Genomic DNA, 18047 nt, shown 5'->3' with positions numbered 1-18047 from the left:
GGGGCTCTTGAGCCGGTGCCTTCCCTCGTCACTCCGCCGCTGCGCGGCTGCGTTCCTCAGTCCAGACACCGGCGCCCCCTCGCGGCGCCCCCTCGCGGCATTCCTCAGTCCAGACACCGGCGCCCCTCGCGGGTCCGGCGGGTCAGCGCGAGCGGGCCTTCATCGCGGCCTTGCGGGCGGCCTTGGCGACGGCCGGGTCGCCGTGCCGGGCGGCCAGCAGGTCGAGTACGGCGATCGTGTCGGGGTGGCCGGCCCGGGACATCTCCTCGATCACCCGGACCGGGTCCTCGCCGGGTTCGAGCAGGTCGAACTCGCGCGCCACGTCGGAGGCCCGGCCGGGGCAGGTCATCGCGGCGAGGGTGTCGACGGTGAGCCAGGTGCGGTCGGCGAGCGTGAGGGCGGGCGCGGGCAGGTCGCGGATGTGCAGCCAGGAGGCGGCGTAACGCCACATCGCGGGCTCGGCGAGCGCCTCCCGCAGCGGGACCTCGGCCTCGGGGCCGAGCTCCTCCAGGATGGAGCCGACGGTGGCGCGCTGGGCGGCCGTGCCGGACGCGGCGATCTTGACCAGCTCCCGGGCCGCGGCCTCGGGGGTGCGGGAGGCGAGCCACACGGTGACGGCGCTGGGGGCGGCCGAGCGGTTGGTGACCGCGTCGACCAGCTCGGTGGCGTCGATGCCGGCGAAGACCGCGACCTCGGCCGCGGTGGGCGCGTCGTGGCCCTCGCGCAGCAGGTCCTGGCGGACGGCCCACATGCCGAGCGGGGTCAGCCGGGGCAGGCCCGCGGGGGAGGTCTCGATGATCCCGCAGTAGCCCAGCAGCTCCAGCGCCGCCTCCAGCTCGACGGGCAGCGCGGCGGCCAGGGCCCGCATCTCCGCCGGGCGGGCCTGGCAGGCCACCTCGTGGGACTGCAGGATGCCCTTGACGAGCGTGGCGCGGGACAGGCCCTCGTTCACGGCGTACATCGTGGCGAGCATCTCGGCCAGGTGGTCGTCGACCACGGCGGAGCCGGTCAGCGACTCGTCGGCGCGGTCCAGGACGTCCATCACCACGCCGTCCCAGAACCCCAGCAGCACGGCGGGGGGCGGCGAGGCCGGCGGCGCCAGGGGGCCGGGCGACGCCACGCCCCGCATGATGCGGATCATGCGGGTGTTGACCGCGACGACCCACAGCAGGTGCAGCCGGGCCGGACCCGGCAGGCCGAGCTCGGCGCAGGGCAGGAACGGGTCGGGCAGCAGTCCCTCGGGCGTCACCTGGCGGGTGCCCGTCCACGCGGCCAGCCGCCGGGCGTCGCGCACCAGCGGGACGTCGAGGACGGCGGCGGCCAGCTCCTCGTCGGGGGCGAGCCGGACCGGCGGGAAGCTCAGCGCGTCGGGACCGCAGCCGGGGCAGTCGCAGTCGCCGTCCGTGGCGACCTCGTCGAGGACCGCGGCGCGCGCCTCGCGCGACCCCGATCCCAGCTCCTCCACGAGCCTGCGCAGCTCGCCGAGATCGAAGACGTTGCCGGAGTTCCCGCTCTTTGCCACCCGAGCAACTTACTGCACTCGAGCCCCACGGGTGTACGGCTAGCCGATGGCGCGGGAACGTGCCTTGAAAGCGGCCTTGCGGGCGGCCTTGGCGGTGGCCTGGTCGCGCATGGAGCGGCCGAGCAGCTCCAGGACCTCGACGACCTCGGGGTGGTCCACCCGCCACATCTCCTCGATCACGTGGGCCGGCGGGCCGGAGGCCGAGATGTTCTCGGCGAACGCCTCGGGGTCGTCCTCGGCGGCGGAGATGGCCAGGGCGAGCATGTCGACGCTCATCCACAGCGCCTCGTCGGGGGTGAGCCCCGGCGCGGGCAGCCCCCGGGCGGAGAGCCAGTGGATGGCGTGCGGGCGCAGCTCGGCCTCGTCCAGGCGGCCGCGGACCGCCTCCTCGGCCTCGGGTCCGAGCCGGTCGACGATCGACACCGCGACGCCCCTGACGACCGCCGCCGCGCCGGAGGCCGCGTCGAGCAGCTCGACGGCGGCCTCCAGCGGCGGCCTGCCGCGCAGCCAGCCCTCGATGTCGGCCTCGGCCATCTCCTCCGGGATGCCCGACAGCAGCTCCTCGATGAGCTCGGGGGCACCGACGGCGACCATGTCGGCCACCTCCGGCGCCTCGATGCCGAAGGCGCCGTACAGCTCCCGCATCCCCCACACGGCCAGCGGGGTCAGCTCCAGGGCCTCCGGGGCCGGGTCGTCGTCCTCGCCGTCGCCGGGACCGCCGCCGGGACCGCCGCCGGGACCGCCGTCGCCCTCGTCGTCGGCGGGGCCGTCCACGCCGGTCTCGGCCAGCCCGCAGTAGGCCAGCCGCCGCACGAACGCGGAGAGGTCCACCGGCCCGTCGTCCAGCAGCCCGATCCCCTCCAGGTGTTCGGCGACCGTGGGCAGCGGCACGGGCTCCTGGAGGCGGTAGGCCATGTCGAGCAGGGTGTAGAGCTCCTCGTCGAGGGCCGGGTGGCCGGTGACGGCGCCACCCGGGCCGGAGGTCAGCAGGAAGCCCACTGCCGCCGTCCAGACGTCGAGCGGAGCGGGGTCCTCGCCGTCGAAGACGGCGTTGCGCTCGACCCGCACCAGACCCGCGTGCACCGCGAGGTCCCACAGCAGGACCGGGTCGGCCACCCCGAGCTGGGCGCGGGCCTCCGCGGCGTCGCGGACCCGCAGCCGCCCCCTGACGGTCGGCGTGCGGCCCCCGGCGAGCATCCACTGGGCCAGCCGCCGGGCGTCGCGCACCAGGGGCACCCGCACGACGTCTGCGGCCAGCTCCTCGCGGGGCGCGAGCCGTACCGGCGGGAGCGGCGGGGAGCAGGCGGGGCAGTCGCACGGCTCGTCGCCGTGCTCCCCGTCGTGTCCCCCGGCCCCGGCCTCCGACGGCTCCGGGGCGTCATCCTGCTCCAGCGAGTCGGCGCCCATGGCGCTGAACAGGCTCTTGGCCATGCCGAACAGGGAGGTGTCGGCGAGCGCCACCGGCATCTCCGGCTCGATCCGGTCGAGGGTGGAGCGCATCCGCGCGGCCATCTTGCCGCCGATCTCCTCGGTGGCGAGCAGGAAGTCGACGAGCGTCCGGGCGGCGGCGACGGTCTCGGCGGCGCTCTCCGGCGGGGCGATGACCTTCCGCGGGTAGATGTCGAGCAGCAGTTCCTCGAAGGTGACCGGGGTGAAATCCCCCAGTTCGTGCACGTTCAGATAGTCGCTCGCGTAGTCGCAGAGCAGCCGGACCTCGTCGACGTCGACGTCGACGTCCCGCGTGCGCCCCCACTCGCGCAGGTCGGCGACGGCCCGATTCACCCATTCGATCGACACAGGGGAAAATTAACGGCTTACCGACGGCACCGCGAATCGGGGAAACACGTCAAATCACATCGAGAGGGTCAATGCACACCCGGACCTGCTCCGGGCTCTTGCGTGCCGAGCGCACTCCGACGGCCCCTTTCAGCGCGGTGGCGAGCGCCGTCCCCGACCCCTGTGATACCCGTATCATGGCGCGTTCCCGCACCTGGTCGCCCCTGTGCGTCTCGACCGGCACGGGTCCCAGAACCTGCGCCCCGTCCGGCAGCGTCACCTCGCCGAGCATCTCCCTCACCGCCGCCGGCGAGCCGGTGAGGGTCGCCATCCGCACCGCGGGGGGGAAACCCAGTTCTGTCCTGTCGGCCAGTTCCCGTTCGGCGTGGGTGATGGGATCCCAGCGCAGCAGCGCCTGCACGGCCGGCGCCCCGGAGTCGGCCATGACGACCAGCTCGGCGCGGGGCCGCAACAGCGCCGCGGCGTTCATCCAGCGGCGCAGCGTCTCCTCGCCCGCCCGCAGGTCGGGCCGGCCGAGCAGGGCCCAGCCGTCCAGCAGCACGGCGGCGGCGTAGCCCTCCTCTGCCACGGGCTCCGCCCCGGGCGTGGCGACCACCAGCGCCCGGCCGGGACCGACCGTGGTCAGCACGCCGTCCCGGCCGGAGGTCCGCACCTGGATCGAGGGGAAGGCGCGCCCCAGCTCCTCCGCCGTCCGGCGGACCCCGACGATCTGCGCGCGCACCCGGGACGCGCCGCAGGCCCGGCAGCGCCAGTCGCCCGCGATCCGCCCGCACCAGCGGCAGTACGGCACGGCGTGGCCCGACCGCAGGGCGAGCGGCCCGGAACAGTGCCCGCAACGGGCCCGCGCCCGGCAGTTCTGGCAGGCCAGCGCGGGGAGGTAGCCGCGCCTCGGGACCTGCACCAGCACCGGGCCGCGCTCCAGTCCGGCCCGCAGGGCCCGCCAGGCGAGGCTGGGCAGCCGGGCGGCCCGCGCCGCCTCGTCCCTGGCCAGTTCCGCGTCCTCGCCGGCCGGCCGTACCCAGGGGGCCCTGGCCCGGACCGTCTGGCGGGCGGCGACGAGGGCGCCGGCCCAGCCGGTGGCCAGCAGCCGGGTGGTCTCGGCGGTCCGGGCGTGTCCGCCGACGAGCAGGCCGGCGCGGCTCTGGTGGGCGCGCAGCGCGAGCACCTCGCGGGCGTGCGGGTACGGCGCGAGCCGCTCGGCGTGCAGGTCGTCGCCGTCGTCCCAGATGACCGCCAGCCCGAGGCCGGCGACCGGGGCGAACGCCGCGCCCCTGGTGCCGACGACGGCGCGCACCCGCCCCCGGGCGACCCGCAGCCACCGGCGGTAGCGCTCGGCGGGCCCCAGGTCGGCGGTGAGGGCGACGTGCGCTCCCGGGCCCAGGACGGCCGTCAGCGCCGCGTCGGCCAGCGCCACGTCCTTTCCGTCGGGCACCACCACGAGCGCCCCCCTGCCGCCGCGGAGGGTCTCCCGTACCGCGACCGCGACGGCGCGGGGCCACTCGGGGCCGTCGCCGGTGACGCCGGGCAGCGCGGTCCACACGGCGCGCGGCGCGCGTCCTTCGGCGAGGGCCGAGAGGAACGCCTCCCCGTCGGGGTAGTCGGCCCAGGGCCCCGGGCCGCCGGAGACCGGAGGGGAGGCGGGACCGCTGAGATCGCCGGGATCACCGGGATGGTCGGGACCGCTGGGATCGCCGGGACCGTCCCCGGGAGCGGCGGCGCTCCCGGGATCGCCGGGCGTCTCCGCGCGCTCCTCCGCCTCCGCCCGGGCGTGGCGCGGGGGCACGGCCAGGCGCAGCACGTCGGCCATGGTCCCGGCGTAGCGGTCGGCCACGGCGCGGGCCAGCGCGGCGATCCCGGGGGTGAGCACGGGTTCCGGGGAGACCACCCGCTCCAGGCGGGCCAGTCGGCCCTGGTGCTCGCTGGCCTCGGCCCGCTCCAGCAGGAACCCGTCCACGAGCTTGCCCGCGAAGCGGACGCGGACCCGCACGCCCGGCACCGCCTCGGCGTCCATGGCGGCCGGGACGAGATAGTCGAACGGCCGGTCGAGGTGGGGCAGCGGGGTGTCCACGGCGACCCTGGCGACCGGCAGCACCGCGGCCGGCTCCGGCACCCCCCTGGCGGGCGCCCCGGCCCGCCGCGACGCGCCCGGCGCCGCCTCCCCGGCCCGCTCCCGGCGCACGGCGTCGAGCGGCAGCAGCGCACCTTCGTCGCAGGACGGGCGGGCGCCGGGTGCGGGTCGGGTCTCGGTCACCCACCTGGTCTACCAGACCCGGCCACCCCGCCGGGCATGGGAGGATCCGGCCGCCGCCATCGCCGGCGGCGCCGTGGGCCGGCCACCCGCCGGGCATGGGTGGATCACCCCACCCGGCGGCGGACGCCCGGGCCGCGTCGCGCCGCGCCACCGGGTGGGAGACGCGTCCAGGGCCAGTGGGTCACGCCCGACACGGGGCGCGTCCCGGCGACAATCAGGTGGAAGGGGACCCCTCCCATGTCCCACCCGAACGCTGCGGAAAGCCGGCACACGCGTGGTGCCCCACTGGCCGCGTCCATGATGACGGCCCGACTGGGCGTTCCGCATCGGTTGATATGCCTATATCGGGCTTGTCTCTGTCCGTTCCCATCCGTCCTCGGGCGTTCCCCAGCGCTTCCGGCCGCCCTCGGGCGTTCTCCCACGTTCCCGCCCGCCCTCGGGCGTTCCCCGGCGCTCCCGGCCGTCTCCGGGCACGGGGCCGATCACCGTACGGTGTCGTCCCCGGACGCACGCGCGGGCGGCTGCCGGTCGCTCTCGGCCACCCAGGCGGCCACCTGGGTGCGGGAGGCCAGTCCTCCCTTGGCGAGGATGTTGCGGACATGGGCGTCCACGGTGCGCTTGGCGATACCCAGCCGCACGGCGATCTGCGGGTTCGACAGCCCCTCGGTGATCAGCTCGGCCACCTGGAGCTCCCGGGCGCTGAGCATCCCGGCGACCGCCTGTCCCGTCCACGCCGGCTGGCGGGCCCCGCACACGGGCCGCCAGACGCCGCGTGGCTGCCGTGGCGCGGACGGCCGCGCCCGGTGCCCCGCCGGGTGCTCAGGGCGCTCGGGATGCTCAGGGCGCTCCGTGAGCTCCGGGGGCTCGGGGCCGAACCGCCGGTAGAGCTTCGGCATCCGGTACCGGTCCCCCGGCTCGCGCAGCACCACCGACGACTCGACCAGCTCGGCCAGGACCGGCGCCACCCGGTCCGCACCGAGCGCCGCCGCGCAGGCCCGCTCGGCGGCGGCCAGGTCGAAGGAGCCGGGCAGGGTTCCGAGCATCGACCACATCCTCCGCTGCTCGGCGTCGCACAGCCGGTGACTCCACTGCACGGCCGCCCGCAGATCCCGGTGGCGCGGCAGCACGCTCCGGCTCACGCCTCCCAGCAGGGTGAACCGGTGGCGCAGCTCCTCCAGCAGATCCCCGGCCGACATCGAGCGCATCCGGGCCGCGGCCAGTTCGACGGCCAGCGGCAGCCCGTCCAGCCTGTCGCAGATCTCGGCGACCGCCGGCGCGGCGGCGGCGGTCAGTGTGAAACCGGGGTCGGCGGCCACCGCCCGGTCCTCGAACAGCCGCACGGCGTCCGCCTGCGGCAGCGGCGCCAGCCGCAGCACCCGCTCCCCCGGCAGGCCGAGCGGCCTGCGACTGGTGGCCACCACGGTGACGCCGGACGCGCCGGCCATCAGTGACCCGGCCAGCCGGGCCGCCTCGCCGAGGAGGTGCTCGCAGGTGTCGAGGACGAGGAGCATCCGCCTGTCACGCGGCCTCGGCGCCGCCGGAGCCACGCCCGCGGGGGCCGGGCCTCCGGGAACCGCGTCCTCGGGGACGGCGATGGCGTCGGTCGCGGCGGCGACCGTGACGGCCTCCCACACCGTGCCCGGCGCGGCGTCCCGGACCCCGCTCCCTCCCGCCTCCCGCGGCCCGCTCGACACCGCCTCCCGCGCCTCGTCCCGTATGGGGAAGGGCGCGTGCCGCCCCAGAGTCGCGGCGACGGCCGCCGCGGGGTCGCCGGTGCCCGACAGCTCGACCCGCCACACCCCGTCGGGGAACAGGCGGCGCAGACCGCCGGCCAGGCGCAGCGCGGTGCGGGTCTTGCCCACTCCGGCGGGACCGGTGACGGTCAGGAGCCGCGCACCGGTCAGCAGGCGCGCGGCGTCGGACAGCTCCCCGGCCCGTCCCACGAAGCTGGACAGGTCCACCGGGAGGTTCCCCGGCCGCCGTCTTCCCGGCCGTGCCGTCATCACCGCCTCCTCTCCCCCTCCGGCTCTCGTCCCCCCGGCTCTCGTCCCCAGGTTCTCCTCCGGCTCTCCGGCGGATCTTCGGCTCTCCGGCGGAACAGAACCTAGCAGCCGGCGCTCACGAGCCCCGGCGGCGCCGGGTCGCCCACGCCGCGATCTGGGCGCGCGCCGAGAAGTCCAGCTTGGCCAGGATGTGCTCGACGTGCGAGTCGACGGTCCGCTGGACCACCATCAGCCGGTGGGCGATCTGCCGGTTCGTCAGCCCGTCGGCGACCAACTCGGCGACCTCCCGCTCCCTGCGGGTCAGCGGCGCCCAGTCCCCGGCGTCCCGTACGGCCCCGCCCGGCGCGCCCGCGGTGTTCCCGGCGTCTCCGGCGTCCCCGGCGCCCTGTCCCGGCTCCTCGCCCAGCGCGTAGGCGACCGCCTCCGCGAGGCCCATCTCCGCGCCCTCGCGGGCCGCCCGTTCGGCCTCCCGGGACGGAAGCCCCCTGCCCACCGTCTCGGCCCAGCGGGCGCTGTCGGCCGTCATCACCGGGTAGCCCCCCTCCGGCAGCCCCTTGTCGCTCCGGCCGGCCCGCGCCGCGGCGAGCAGCCGCCCCGCCCGGGGCAGGTCGCCCTCGCAGGCCGCGGCGCAGCCCAGCAACTCCAGGCAGAAGACGATGCCCACCGCGTCCGCCAGCCGCCGTTTGACCCGCAGGGAGTCCCGCGCGTACGCCGCGGCCCGGCCGGCGTCGCCCTCGGCCAGCGCGACCAGGCCAAGGCCGTAGTCGGCGTAGGCGCTCGCCCACTCCTCCCCCAGCTCCGCGCAGATCCGGCGGCACTCCAGGAAGACCTCCCCGGCCCGTGCCGTCTCCCCGCCCCAGGCCAGGCTCGTGCCCAGCTCGATCAGCGCGGGCAGGAACACCTCGGACACCTCCCCGGCGGGGACGAGCCGCTCGGCGGCCTCACCCAGCATGCGCTCCGCGCCACGCGTGTCGCCCTCCAGGAAGGCGGCCGTGCCGCTCATCTTGAGATGGACCAGGGGGATCAGGGGGTCTCCGGGCGGGGAGTGCCCGGCGCACTCCTCCAGCAGCGACCGGGCGAGCTCCAGGTCTCCGCGGGCCTCGGCGATGTAGACGAGGGTGAGCGTCCCCCAGGCGCGGGCGTCGTCCCACGGCCCGGGAAGGGCCAGCAGCCGCTCCAGGTGGTGGCGGCCCTCCCGGAGCATCCCGCAGGCCACCCAGAGGTACCACAGCGACGCGGCCGTCATCAGCCCGATCTCACGCAGAGCGACGTCCTCGGCGCACAGGTCGAGGGCCGCCCGCAGGTTGGGCCAGTCCCGCCGGACCCGGATCCACATCCGCAGCTGGTCGCCGTGCCGTCCGGCGTCCTTGCTCCGCCGCGCCAGACCGGAGTAGTGGTCCAGGTGGCGGCGGCGCAGCCGTTCCCGGTCGACGCCCCCGGCCGCGACGCCGTACTCGCGGATGATGCCCGGCAGCCGGTAGACGGTGTCCTCGTCCTGCCTGACCGGCACGACGATCGACTTGTCCACCAGCCCCAGCAGCGCCGGGAGCACCCGTTCGGGAGGCAGCTCCCCGTCGGAGCACACCACCTCGGCAGCCGCCACGTCGAAGGAGGAGACGAAGACCGGCAGCCGCGCCCACAGCAGCCGCTCGTCGGCGGTGCACAGCTCGTGGCTCCACTCGACGGTGGCCCCGACGGTCGGGTGCCGCCCGCCCGCCGTACGGCCCGCCAGCAGCCAGAGCCGGTCGCCGAGGAAGCGCAGGATCAGTCCCAGCGGGATCTCGCGGGCCCGGGCGGCGGCCAGCTCGATGGCCAGCGGGATGCCCTCCAGCCTGACGCAGATCTCGGCGATCCTGGCGGCGTCGGCGTCGGAGGGCGCGTAGCCGGGGTTCGCCGCGGTGACCCGCTCCAGGAACAGCGCGACCGCGTCGTACCGGGCGAGCGCGGCCGGGGAGGTCCCGGCCCGCGGACCGGGCAGAGCCATCGGCGGCAGCGCCACGATGTGCTCACCCGGCACGCCGAGCGGCTGTCTGCTGGTGGCCAGGATCCTCAACTCGGGACTGTTCTCCAGCAGGGTCTGCGCCAGCTCCGCGCAGGCGTCCACCAGGTGCTCGCAGGAGTCGAGGACCAGCAGCGCCCGCCCGTCGCCGAGGCGGCCGGCCAGCCCCGGGTCCCCGGGACCGGCGAGCGTGCCGGTGGGGTCGAGCGCCCGGGCCACCGCCAGCTCCAGGTGGCCGGGGTCGCCGACCCCGGCCAGCTCCACGACGTGAACGCCGTCGGCGAAGGCCCGGCGCACCCCGGAGGCGGCCTCCACCGCCACCCGCGACTTGCCGACGCCCGCCACACCGGTGACGGTGACCAGCCTCGACGCCTGGAGGAGGCGCCTGATCTGGCGGACCTCCTTCTTACGCCCCACGAAACCTGTGATCTCCACGGGCGGTTCGCCCGCCCCCGACCGCCCGTCCACGTTCTCCCCCAAGATCCTTCAGGGAGAAAATACCCCCTGCCGGTGACCGGCTCGCGATCAAGGTCGCCCGAACGGCACAGCCCCCGTGAGCGAGCTCACGGGGGCTGCCGGGCGGATCCGGTCGGCGGATCCGGGTGCGGTCTGCTGTCTACAGGCCGGCGGCGGTACGCAGGGCCTCGGCCCGGTCGGTCGCCTCCCAGGAGAACTCCGGACGGCCGAAGTGGCCGTAGGCGGAGGTCGCCGAGTAGATCGGGCGCAGCAGGTCGAGGTCACGGATGATCGCGGCCGGACGCAGGTCGAAGACCTGGAGCACGGCCTCCTGGATCTTCTCGATCGGCGCCTTCTCGGTGCCGAAGGTCTCGACGAAGACACCGACCGGGTGCGCCTTGCCGATGGCGTAGGCGACCTGGACCTCGGCACGGTCGGCCAGACCGGCGGCCACGATGTTCTTGGCGACCCAGCGCATGGCGTAGGCGGCCGAGCGGTCCACCTTGGACGGGTCCTTGCCGGAGAAGGCGCCGCCGCCGTGACGGGCCATGCCGCCGTAGGTGTCCACGATGATCTTGCGGCCGGTCAGGCCGGCGTCGCCCATGGGGCCGCCGATCTCGAAGCGGCCGGTGGGATTGACCAGCAGGCGGTAACCCTCGGTGTCGATGTCCAGGCCGGCGAGCACCGGGTCGACCACGTGCTCCTTGATGTCCGGCGCCAGCATCTCCTTGAGGTCGATCTCGGCCGCGTGCTGCGTGGAGACGACCACGGTGTCGAGGCGGACCGGCCTGTCGCCGTCGTACTCGACGGTGACCTGGGTCTTGCCGTCCGGGCGCAGGTAGGGAACGGTGCCGTCCTTGCGGACCTGGGACAGGCGCTCGGACAGACGGTGGGCCAGGGTGATCGGCAGCGGCATCAGCTCGGGGGTCTCCCGGCAGGCGTAGCCGAACATCAGGCCCTGGTCTCCGGCGCCCTGGCGGTCCAGCTCGTCGCCGGCCTCGCCCTCACGGGCCTCGTAGGCGTCGTCGACGCCCTGGGCGATGTCGGGCGACTGGGCGCCGATGGACACCGAGACGCCGCAGGAGGCGCCGTCGAAGCCCTTGTGGGAGGCGTCGTAGCCGATGTCGAGGATCTTCTCCCGGATGAGACCGGGGATGTCGACGTAGGTCTCCGTCGTCACCTCTCCGGCGACGTGGACCTGGCCGGTGGTGATCAGCGTCTCGACCGCGACGCGGCTCCTGGGGTCACCCTTGAGCATGGCGTCGAGAATCGCGTCACTGATCTGGTCGGCGATCTTGTCCGGGTGGCCTTCGGTGACCGACTCGGAGGTGAACAGGCGACGGGACAAGTCAGTGGCTCCTCATGCAGCGGCTGCTGGCGTCTGGGGCTCTGGCGTCGGCACGACGCCAGTAGCGCTCCGCCGAAGTCTAGCCCCCCCTGTGACGGCGCCGCGAAACCATCACGTTCGTATCATCTCGTGTCGGGGTTGGTGCCGACATCTCGCATCGTGCCGCTGTGTTGATGGCGACGCTGCGCGTCGCGGCTCGGGGCTGTGTTGATGGCGACGCTGCGCGTCGCGGCTCGGGGGCTCTTGAGCCGGTGCCTTCCCTCGTCACTCCGCCGCTGCGCGGCTGCGTTCCTCAGTCCAGACACCGGCGCCCCCTCGCGGGCGGGTTCACTCGCGGGGTCGTGAGCGGCTCGTCAGAGGTCGGGGAGGGGGTCCGGGGGGAGGGTCTCGGGGGCGAAGACCTCGGCGTCGGCGGCGGAGACCACCGCCGCGTACTCCTCCTCGATCTCGAAGACCATGCCGCCCAGCTCGATGGCCGCGCCCACCGAGAACTCGACGGGCCCCAGGCGGGTACGGCGCGCGTGCGTGGCGTACACCGAGGTCGGCATGTCCCGGTCGAAGAACCGGGTGGACAGGACGAAGATCGACCGGCTGGAGACCACGATCAGGAACGTGGCCATCCCGGGTGAGCCCACCGACAGGGCGGGCAGGACGTAGCGGATGTCCTCACCGGGGGGCAGCAGGGCCCGGCACCGGGCCCGGACGGCGGCGGACACCGGCATGGTGGACTCCTCCCGGCCGGGCGCGTTCCACGACCTTCCGGACGAAGTATCCGCCTACGGGGGAAGCCCGGCAAGCGCTTACGGAGATCCGCCGGGAACCTCACCCGTCACCGGCCGGCGTCAGCCGGGACGGACGCCCCCTGCGGGCACCGGCCGGGACCCCGCCGAGAACCCGGAAGGTGCCCGCCGTACCCGCCGGAGGACACGGCCGGGGTCCGCGGAGGACCCGTGGCGGGCGGCGGGTCAGGCCAGGCGTTCGGCGACGAGGTCCCAGACCACGTCGGCGAGGTCCTCCTTGGGACCGCGGGGCACCTCTGTCCGGCCGCCGTCCGCGCCCAGCACCACGGCCGCGTTGTCCGGGGTGCCGAAGGCCAGGCCCGCACCCACCTGGTTGACGACGAGCAGGTCGCAGCCCTTGCGGGCGAGTTTGGCGCGGCCGTTGGCCAGGACGTCGTCGGTCTCCGCGGCGAAGCCCACGATGACCCGCGGGTACGGCTTGAGCCCCTCGCGGCGGCGCTCCCCCAGCTCGGCGAGGATGTCGGGGTTCTCGACCAGGTGGACCGGCTCGGGCCCGGCCGAGGTCTTCTTGATCTTCGAGTCGTGCTGCGCGGCGGGCCGGAAGTCGGCCACGGCGGCGGCCATGACGACCGCGTCGGCGCCCTCCAGCGCCGCCAGGACGGCCTCGCGCAGCTCCAGGGCGGACTCCACCCGGACCACCGTCGCCCCCGCCGGGTCGGGCAGTGAGACGTTGGCGGCCACCAGGGTGACCTCGGCCCCGCGGGCGACGGCCGTGCGGGCCAGGGCGTACCCCTGGAGGCCCGAGGAGCGGTTGCCGATGAAGCGGACCGGGTCGATGGCCTCGCGGGTGCCCCCGGCGGAGACCACCAGGCGGCGGCCGGCCAGGTCGGGGCCGCGCCCGCGCAGCGCCCGGCGGCAGACCTCGAAGATCTCGCGGGGGTCGGGCAGCCGGCCGCGGCCGGTGTCGGCGCCGGTCAGACGGCCCACGGCGGGGTCGATGACGATCGCGCCGCGCTCGCGGAGCGTGGCGACGTTGGCCCTGGTCGCCGGGTGCTCCCACATCTCGGTGTGCATCGCGGGGGCGAACACCACCGGGCACCGGGCGGTGAGCAGGGTGTTGGTCAGCAGGTCGCCGGCCAGCCCGTGGGCGGCGCGGGCGAGCACGTCGGCGGTGGCGGGCGCCACCACCACCAGGTCGGCGCCCTGGCCGATCCGGACGTGCGGGACCTCGTGCACCGAGTCCCAGACGTCGGTGGCGACCGGGTTGCCGGACAGCGCGGCCCAGGTCGGCTCGCCGACGAACTTCAGGGCCTCGCGGGTCGGGACGACCCGGACGTCGTGGCCGGACTCGGTGAACAGGCGCAGCAGCTCGCACGCCTTGTAGGCGGCGATGCCCGCGCTGACGCCGAGGACGACGGAGGGACGGTGCGGCCGGCCCTCCGCGCGCGCCGCGGCGTCAGCGGGGAGGCCGTGCCGGCCACCGGCCGGGTCGCCGATCAGACCGTCGATCGGGCCGTCGTCCGGCGCGGCCGGGCGGCCCGCCGCCGGGCCCTCGCCAGACGTCATCGGTGTGACTAGCCCTCGATCGGCTCGGAGGTGAGCAGGCCCTCGCTGACCTCGCGCAGCGCGATGGACAGCGGCTTCTCCTGCGCGTGGGTCTCGACCAGCGGGCCGACGTACTCGAGCAGGCCCTCGCCGAGCTGCGAGTAGTAGGCGTTGATCTGCCGCGCCCGCTTCGAACCGAAGATCACGAGGCTGTACTTGCTGTCGACGATCTCCAGCAGCGCGTCGATCGACGGGTTGGTGATGCCTTCGGAGTAGGAGGAGGTGTTGGTAGCCACGTGTGATTTCCCCTAGCTAGGTGAACGGCCGGGGCGCGAGGCCTCGGGAGCATCAGCCATCAAGGCTATCAGCCGGTGGCATACATCCCGGACGGACGTGTTGACAAGAGTCAGGTCGAACTCGCTCTCGGCCGCCATCTCGACGCGGCCGGCCGCGAGGCGCCGCTCGATGACGTCCTCGGGCTCGGTGCCCCTGCCGCGCAGGCGCTTCTCCAGCTCCTCCCAGGTCGGGGGGGCCAGGAAGACCAGGAGGGCCTCGGGCATGGTCGCGCGCACCTGCCGCGCGCCCTGCAGATCGATCTCCAGTACCGCGGGCACCCCGGCGGCGAGCTTCTCCAGCACGGGGCCGCGCGGCGTGCCGTACCGGTTGCCGGCGAACTCGGCCCACTCCAGCAGTTCGCCGGAGGCGACCAGGCGGTCGAACTCCTCGTCGTCGGCGAAGAAGTACTCCACGCCGTGGGTCTCGCCCGGACGGGGCCTCCTGGTGGTCACCGAGACCGACAGCCACACCTCGGGGTGTGCCCGCCGGAGCTCGGCGACGACCGTGGACTTGCCGACGCCCGACGGCCCCGAGAGGACCGTCAGGCGCCTGCCGGCCGGGCCGGAGAGGGCTTGCGCCCGCTCGCGGCCCGCGGCCGAGGATGTGGAGCCGCCGGACCCGCTTTCAGCGGCTTTCCCCGAGGCAGGGCTGCCGCCCTGCCGCGTCGTTCCGGCCACTCCAAACCCCCCGTGATGACATTTCCCGCCTGAGCGGGACGAACATGGTCCTGCGTGAACCGAGACTAGCTCTCGGCTCCGCCGAACTCACGCTCGAGTGAAGCCCGCTGGTTGGCACCCAGGCCCCGCACGCGGCGGGACTCTGCGATGCCGAGCCGCTCCATGAGCTGCTTGGCGCGGACCTTGCCCACGCCGGGGAGCGACTCCAGGAGGGCCGAGACCTTCATCTTGCCGATGACGTCGTCGGCCTGCCCGTCTTTGAGCACCTCAGCCAGAGAGATGGCACCGTGCTTGAGACGGTTCTTAACCTCGGCACGCTCTCGGCGGGCCTTGGCAGCCTTTTCTAGGGCTGCGGCGCGCTGCTCAGGGGTAAGGGGAGGAAGAGCCACGCCGGGTCACCTCGAATTTCCTGTCGATGTACTCGGACGGGAAGGGAAACTAGCTGGTCATGACGCTCCAAGCAACGTCAAGACCGGTTTCTCCCCCTAGAAAATCTACTTTGTCGCCCTGCGTGACGAGATTGTGACACGGTGTCGACGAAAGTGCGGTCTACACGGCGTTTTCAGCGACGAAGATCACACCTGCCGTCCGCCCGTCACGACGCTCCTCCGGAGGGCCGCGGCGATGCCCGCGGCGGCCGCGCCGGGGTCGGCCGAACCGGTGATCGGGCGGCCGATCACGAGCAGGTCCGCCCCGTCGGCGAGCGCCCGCTCGGGCGTGGCCACCCGCGCCTGGTCCTGGCTCCCGGAGCCCGCGGGTCGCACGCCGGGGGTGATCAGGGTGATGTCCGGCCCCACCTCACCGCGCACCGCGGCGACCTCCTGCGGCGAGCAGACGAGCGCCTGGGCGCCCGCGCCGACGGCCATGGCCGCCAGACGGCGCACCGCGTCGCCGGACGGGCCCGCGAGGCCGATCCGCTCCAGGTCGGCCTCCGACAGCGACGTGAGCACCGTCACGGCCGCCACCTTCGTGTCTGGAAGGGCCTGTACGGCCTCTGAGATCATCGCGGGGCCGCCCCCGGCGTGGACGGTCAGGATGGCCGGTCTGAGCCGTCCTACGGCCCTGGCGGCGCCCGCGACGGTGTTGGGGATGTCGTGCAGCTTCAGGTCGAGGAAGATGTCGACGCCGCTCGCGCCGCGCACCGAGGCGATCACCTCGGGGCCGTAGCGGAGGTAGAGCTCCAGGCCGACCTTGATCGTGCTGACGTGGGGCGTCACCAGGGCCGCCCAGCGGGCCGCGGTCTCCAGGTCGGGCGCGTCCAGGGCGACGGCGATGGGTGCGGGCCTCACAGGGAACTCTCCTCCAGGTCTGTACGGTGCCGGGCCGACGAGCCCGGCGGGCGGTGGGCCAGCCCGACGGCGTCGGCGAGCCGGTTGAACCCCCGGGCCGCCAGCAGCTCCTCCAGCTCGCGCAGGATCCGCATGCAGGCGTAGGGGTCGTGGAACAGGGCCGTGCCCACGGCGACGACGCAGGCGCCCGCCAGGATGAGCTCGAAGGCGTCCCTGCCGGTCAGCACGCCGCCCATGCCGATGATGGGCACGCTGGGCAGCGCGGCGTGCACCTGCCACACGCAGCGTACGGCCAGCGGCCGCACGGCGGGGCCGGACAGCCCCCCGGTGACCGCGGCGAGCGCGGGCCGCATGGTCTCGGTGTCGATGCTCATGCCGAGCGGATTGTTGATCATCGAGAGCGCGTCGGCGCCGCCGTCCACGCACGCGCGGGCGACGCTGACGATGTCCGGCACGTCCGGGGAGAGCTTGGCCACGACGGGCACGTCGTAGCGCATCACCGAGCGCACCGAGGCGATCACCTCCGCCGAGGCGGCGCCGTCGCGGGCGAAGACCCGGCCGCGGTCCTCGATGTTGGGGCACGACAGGTTGACCTCCACGGCGGTCACCCCGGGGGCGTCGGTGAGCCTGCGGGCCAGGGCGGTGTACTCGGCCACGGTGCCGCCGCCGACGGAGACCACCGTCCGCACGCTCCGCTGGGCCAGCCAGGGCAGCTCGCGCTCCAGGAAGACGTCCACGCCCGGCCCCTGGAGCCCGACGGAGTTCAGCATGCCCGAGGGCGTCTCGGCCATCCTGGGCGTCGGACGGCCCGCCCTGGGGGCCATCGTGATCGACCGCGTGGTGAGCGCGCCGATGCGGCCCAGGTCGAAGAACTGGGCCAGCTCGGCGCCCGACGCGGCGCACCCGGCGGCCGTGGTGATCGGGTTGACCAGTTCCACGTGCCCCAGGTACGTGCGCATGTCAACCGGCATGCCGCGATCCCCCACCGGGCGCTCCCAGCGCGTCGAACGGGATCGTTCCGACGTCGTCAAAGCGGACGCGCTCACCCCGGAAGACCGGGCCCTCGACGCACGAGCGGACCATCCGGGTGACGCCGTCGTCCCCGATGACCGGCAGCACGCACGTCATGCACACGCCGGTCCCGCACGCCATCCGCTCCTCCACGGCCACCTGGACCGGGATGTCGAACTCGACCGCCACGGCGGTGACGCCGCGCAGCATGGTCATCGGGCCGCAGGCGTAGACCGCGTCGGCCCGCACGTCGGCGATCACCCCGGGCAGCACGTCGGTGACCCTGCCGCGCATCCCCACCGAGCCGTCCTCGGTGGTCAGCGTGGTGGTCTCCCCCATCCGGCGGGCGCGCAGCGCGCCGAACACCCGGTCGGCGGAGGCCGCGCCGAGCACGAAGTCGACCCGGCAGCCGCGCCGCTGGAGCGCGTCGGCCAGCGGGAACAGCGCGGCCGAGCCGTGCTCCCCGCCGGCCAGGACGCAGCCCACCGGGTCGCGGGGCAGCGGGAAGGGACGGCCGAGCGGCCCGACCAGGTCGAGCGTGTCGCGGGCCCGGCGCTCGGACAGCCACTCGGTGCCCGGCCCGCGCACGGTGAAGACGAACTCCACGGTGCCGCCGTAGTCGGGCTTGACGTCGTGGACGAAGAAGGCACGGCGGGTCAGCGACGACGTCCGCGCGCCGCCGACCGCCACCGCCACGAAGTGACCGGGCCGGAAGCGCTCGGCGATGCCGGGCGCCACCACGGTCAGCGCATGGTAGGCGTCGACCCGGCGCGTCGTCAGCACCGTGCCGGTCACCTGCACCGGAGTAACAGGCGTCTTCCTCACCTCCGCCTGGGGCGTCCGCCCCGCAGATCCGCCGTGCCCGTGGTCTCCTTCGCCTCGCCCCCCGCCTACATCCCCCCGGGTCTCATCCCCTCAGCCGCTCGTTCACACGGTCGCGTTCGGCTCCTCGCTCACTCCGCGGACGGCTCATCCTTCGCCGGCCACTTCGCTCACTCGTCCCCTCAGCCGCTCGTCCACACGGTCGCGTTCGGCTCCTCGCTCACTCCGCGGACGGCTCATCCTTCGCCGGG

Annotated in this window: 14 protein-coding genes; all 14 read right to left on the bottom strand. The window is 74.8% G+C overall.

Annotated features, from left to right (window positions below):
* Positions 1-142: 142 nt before the first annotated feature.
* The 14 genes from AB0D67_RS15250 to AB0D67_RS15185 all read right to left on the bottom strand — a co-directional run bounded on the left by AB0D67_RS15250 (position 143) and on the right by AB0D67_RS15185 (position 17775).
* Positions 143-1522 carry a hypothetical protein gene (locus tag AB0D67_RS15250; RefSeq protein ID WP_362934596.1) on the bottom strand — a complete coding sequence of 460 codons (1380 nt, stop codon included), beginning with the start codon at positions 1520-1522 and terminating at the stop codon, positions 143-145.
* A 39-nt stretch (positions 1523-1561) separates the two neighbouring features.
* Positions 1562-3319 carry a hypothetical protein gene (locus AB0D67_RS15245; RefSeq protein ID WP_362934593.1) on the bottom strand — a complete coding sequence of 586 codons (1758 nt, stop codon included), beginning with the start codon at positions 3317-3319 and terminating at the stop codon, positions 1562-1564.
* A 49-nt stretch (positions 3320-3368) separates the two neighbouring features.
* Positions 3369-5570, bottom strand: coding sequence for a primosomal protein N' (locus AB0D67_RS15240; protein WP_362934590.1), 2202 nt, complete (start codon positions 5568-5570; stop codon positions 3369-3371).
* 482 nt (positions 5571-6052) lie between these two features.
* Positions 6053-7573, bottom strand: a complete 1521-nt coding sequence (locus AB0D67_RS15235; protein WP_362934587.1) for a LuxR C-terminal-related transcriptional regulator — start codon at positions 7571-7573, stop codon at positions 6053-6055.
* Between the two features lie 115 nt (positions 7574-7688).
* On the bottom strand, positions 7689-10052 hold the full coding sequence (locus tag AB0D67_RS15230) for a LuxR C-terminal-related transcriptional regulator (RefSeq protein ID WP_362934584.1): 2364 nt from the start codon (positions 10050-10052) through the stop codon (positions 7689-7691).
* A gap of 136 nt (positions 10053-10188) precedes the next feature.
* A complete protein-coding gene (metK, locus tag AB0D67_RS15225) occupies positions 10189-11376 on the bottom strand; it encodes a methionine adenosyltransferase (protein ID WP_362934581.1) in 1188 nt (395 codons plus the stop codon).
* Between the two features lie 353 nt (positions 11377-11729).
* Positions 11730-12098 carry a hypothetical protein gene (locus AB0D67_RS15220; RefSeq protein WP_362934577.1) on the bottom strand — a complete coding sequence of 123 codons (369 nt, stop codon included), beginning with the start codon at positions 12096-12098 and terminating at the stop codon, positions 11730-11732.
* A 243-nt stretch (positions 12099-12341) separates the two neighbouring features.
* Entirely contained in the window at positions 12342-13682 is a 1341-nt protein-coding gene (coaBC, locus tag AB0D67_RS15215) for a bifunctional phosphopantothenoylcysteine decarboxylase/phosphopantothenate--cysteine ligase CoaBC (protein ID WP_362934574.1), read from the bottom strand.
* An 8-nt stretch (positions 13683-13690) separates the two neighbouring features.
* Positions 13691-13957 (bottom strand): DNA-directed RNA polymerase subunit omega, encoded by a 267-nt coding sequence (rpoZ, locus tag AB0D67_RS15210; RefSeq protein ID WP_362934571.1) that lies wholly within the window; start codon positions 13955-13957, stop codon positions 13691-13693.
* A 12-nt stretch (positions 13958-13969) separates the two neighbouring features.
* Positions 13970-14542 (bottom strand): guanylate kinase, encoded by a 573-nt coding sequence (gmk, locus tag AB0D67_RS15205; protein WP_362934782.1) that lies wholly within the window; start codon positions 14540-14542, stop codon positions 13970-13972.
* Between the two features lie 197 nt (positions 14543-14739).
* Positions 14740-15063 (bottom strand): integration host factor, actinobacterial type, encoded by a 324-nt coding sequence (gene mihF / locus AB0D67_RS15200; protein ID WP_012889515.1) that lies wholly within the window; start codon positions 15061-15063, stop codon positions 14740-14742.
* A 186-nt stretch (positions 15064-15249) separates the two neighbouring features.
* Positions 15250-15963, bottom strand: a complete 714-nt coding sequence (pyrF, locus tag AB0D67_RS15195; RefSeq protein ID WP_362934568.1) for an orotidine-5'-phosphate decarboxylase — start codon at positions 15961-15963, stop codon at positions 15250-15252.
* The gene (locus AB0D67_RS15190; RefSeq protein WP_362934565.1) at positions 15960-16934 is read right to left on the bottom strand and encodes a dihydroorotate dehydrogenase; all 975 of its coding nucleotides are present in this window, start codon (positions 16932-16934) and stop codon (positions 15960-15962) included. The genes pyrF and AB0D67_RS15190 overlap by 4 nt, the downstream gene beginning before the upstream one ends.
* On the bottom strand, positions 16924-17775 hold the full coding sequence (locus tag AB0D67_RS15185) for a dihydroorotate dehydrogenase electron transfer subunit (RefSeq protein WP_362934779.1): 852 nt from the start codon (positions 17773-17775) through the stop codon (positions 16924-16926). The genes AB0D67_RS15190 and AB0D67_RS15185 overlap by 11 nt, the downstream gene beginning before the upstream one ends.
* Positions 17776-18047 lie beyond the last annotated feature (272 nt).

The organism is Streptosporangium sp. NPDC048047, assembly GCF_040653115.1.
Classification (GTDB): domain Bacteria; phylum Actinomycetota; class Actinomycetes; order Streptosporangiales; family Streptosporangiaceae; genus Streptosporangium.
This window is presented reverse-complemented; position numbering and strand designations above follow the sequence as displayed.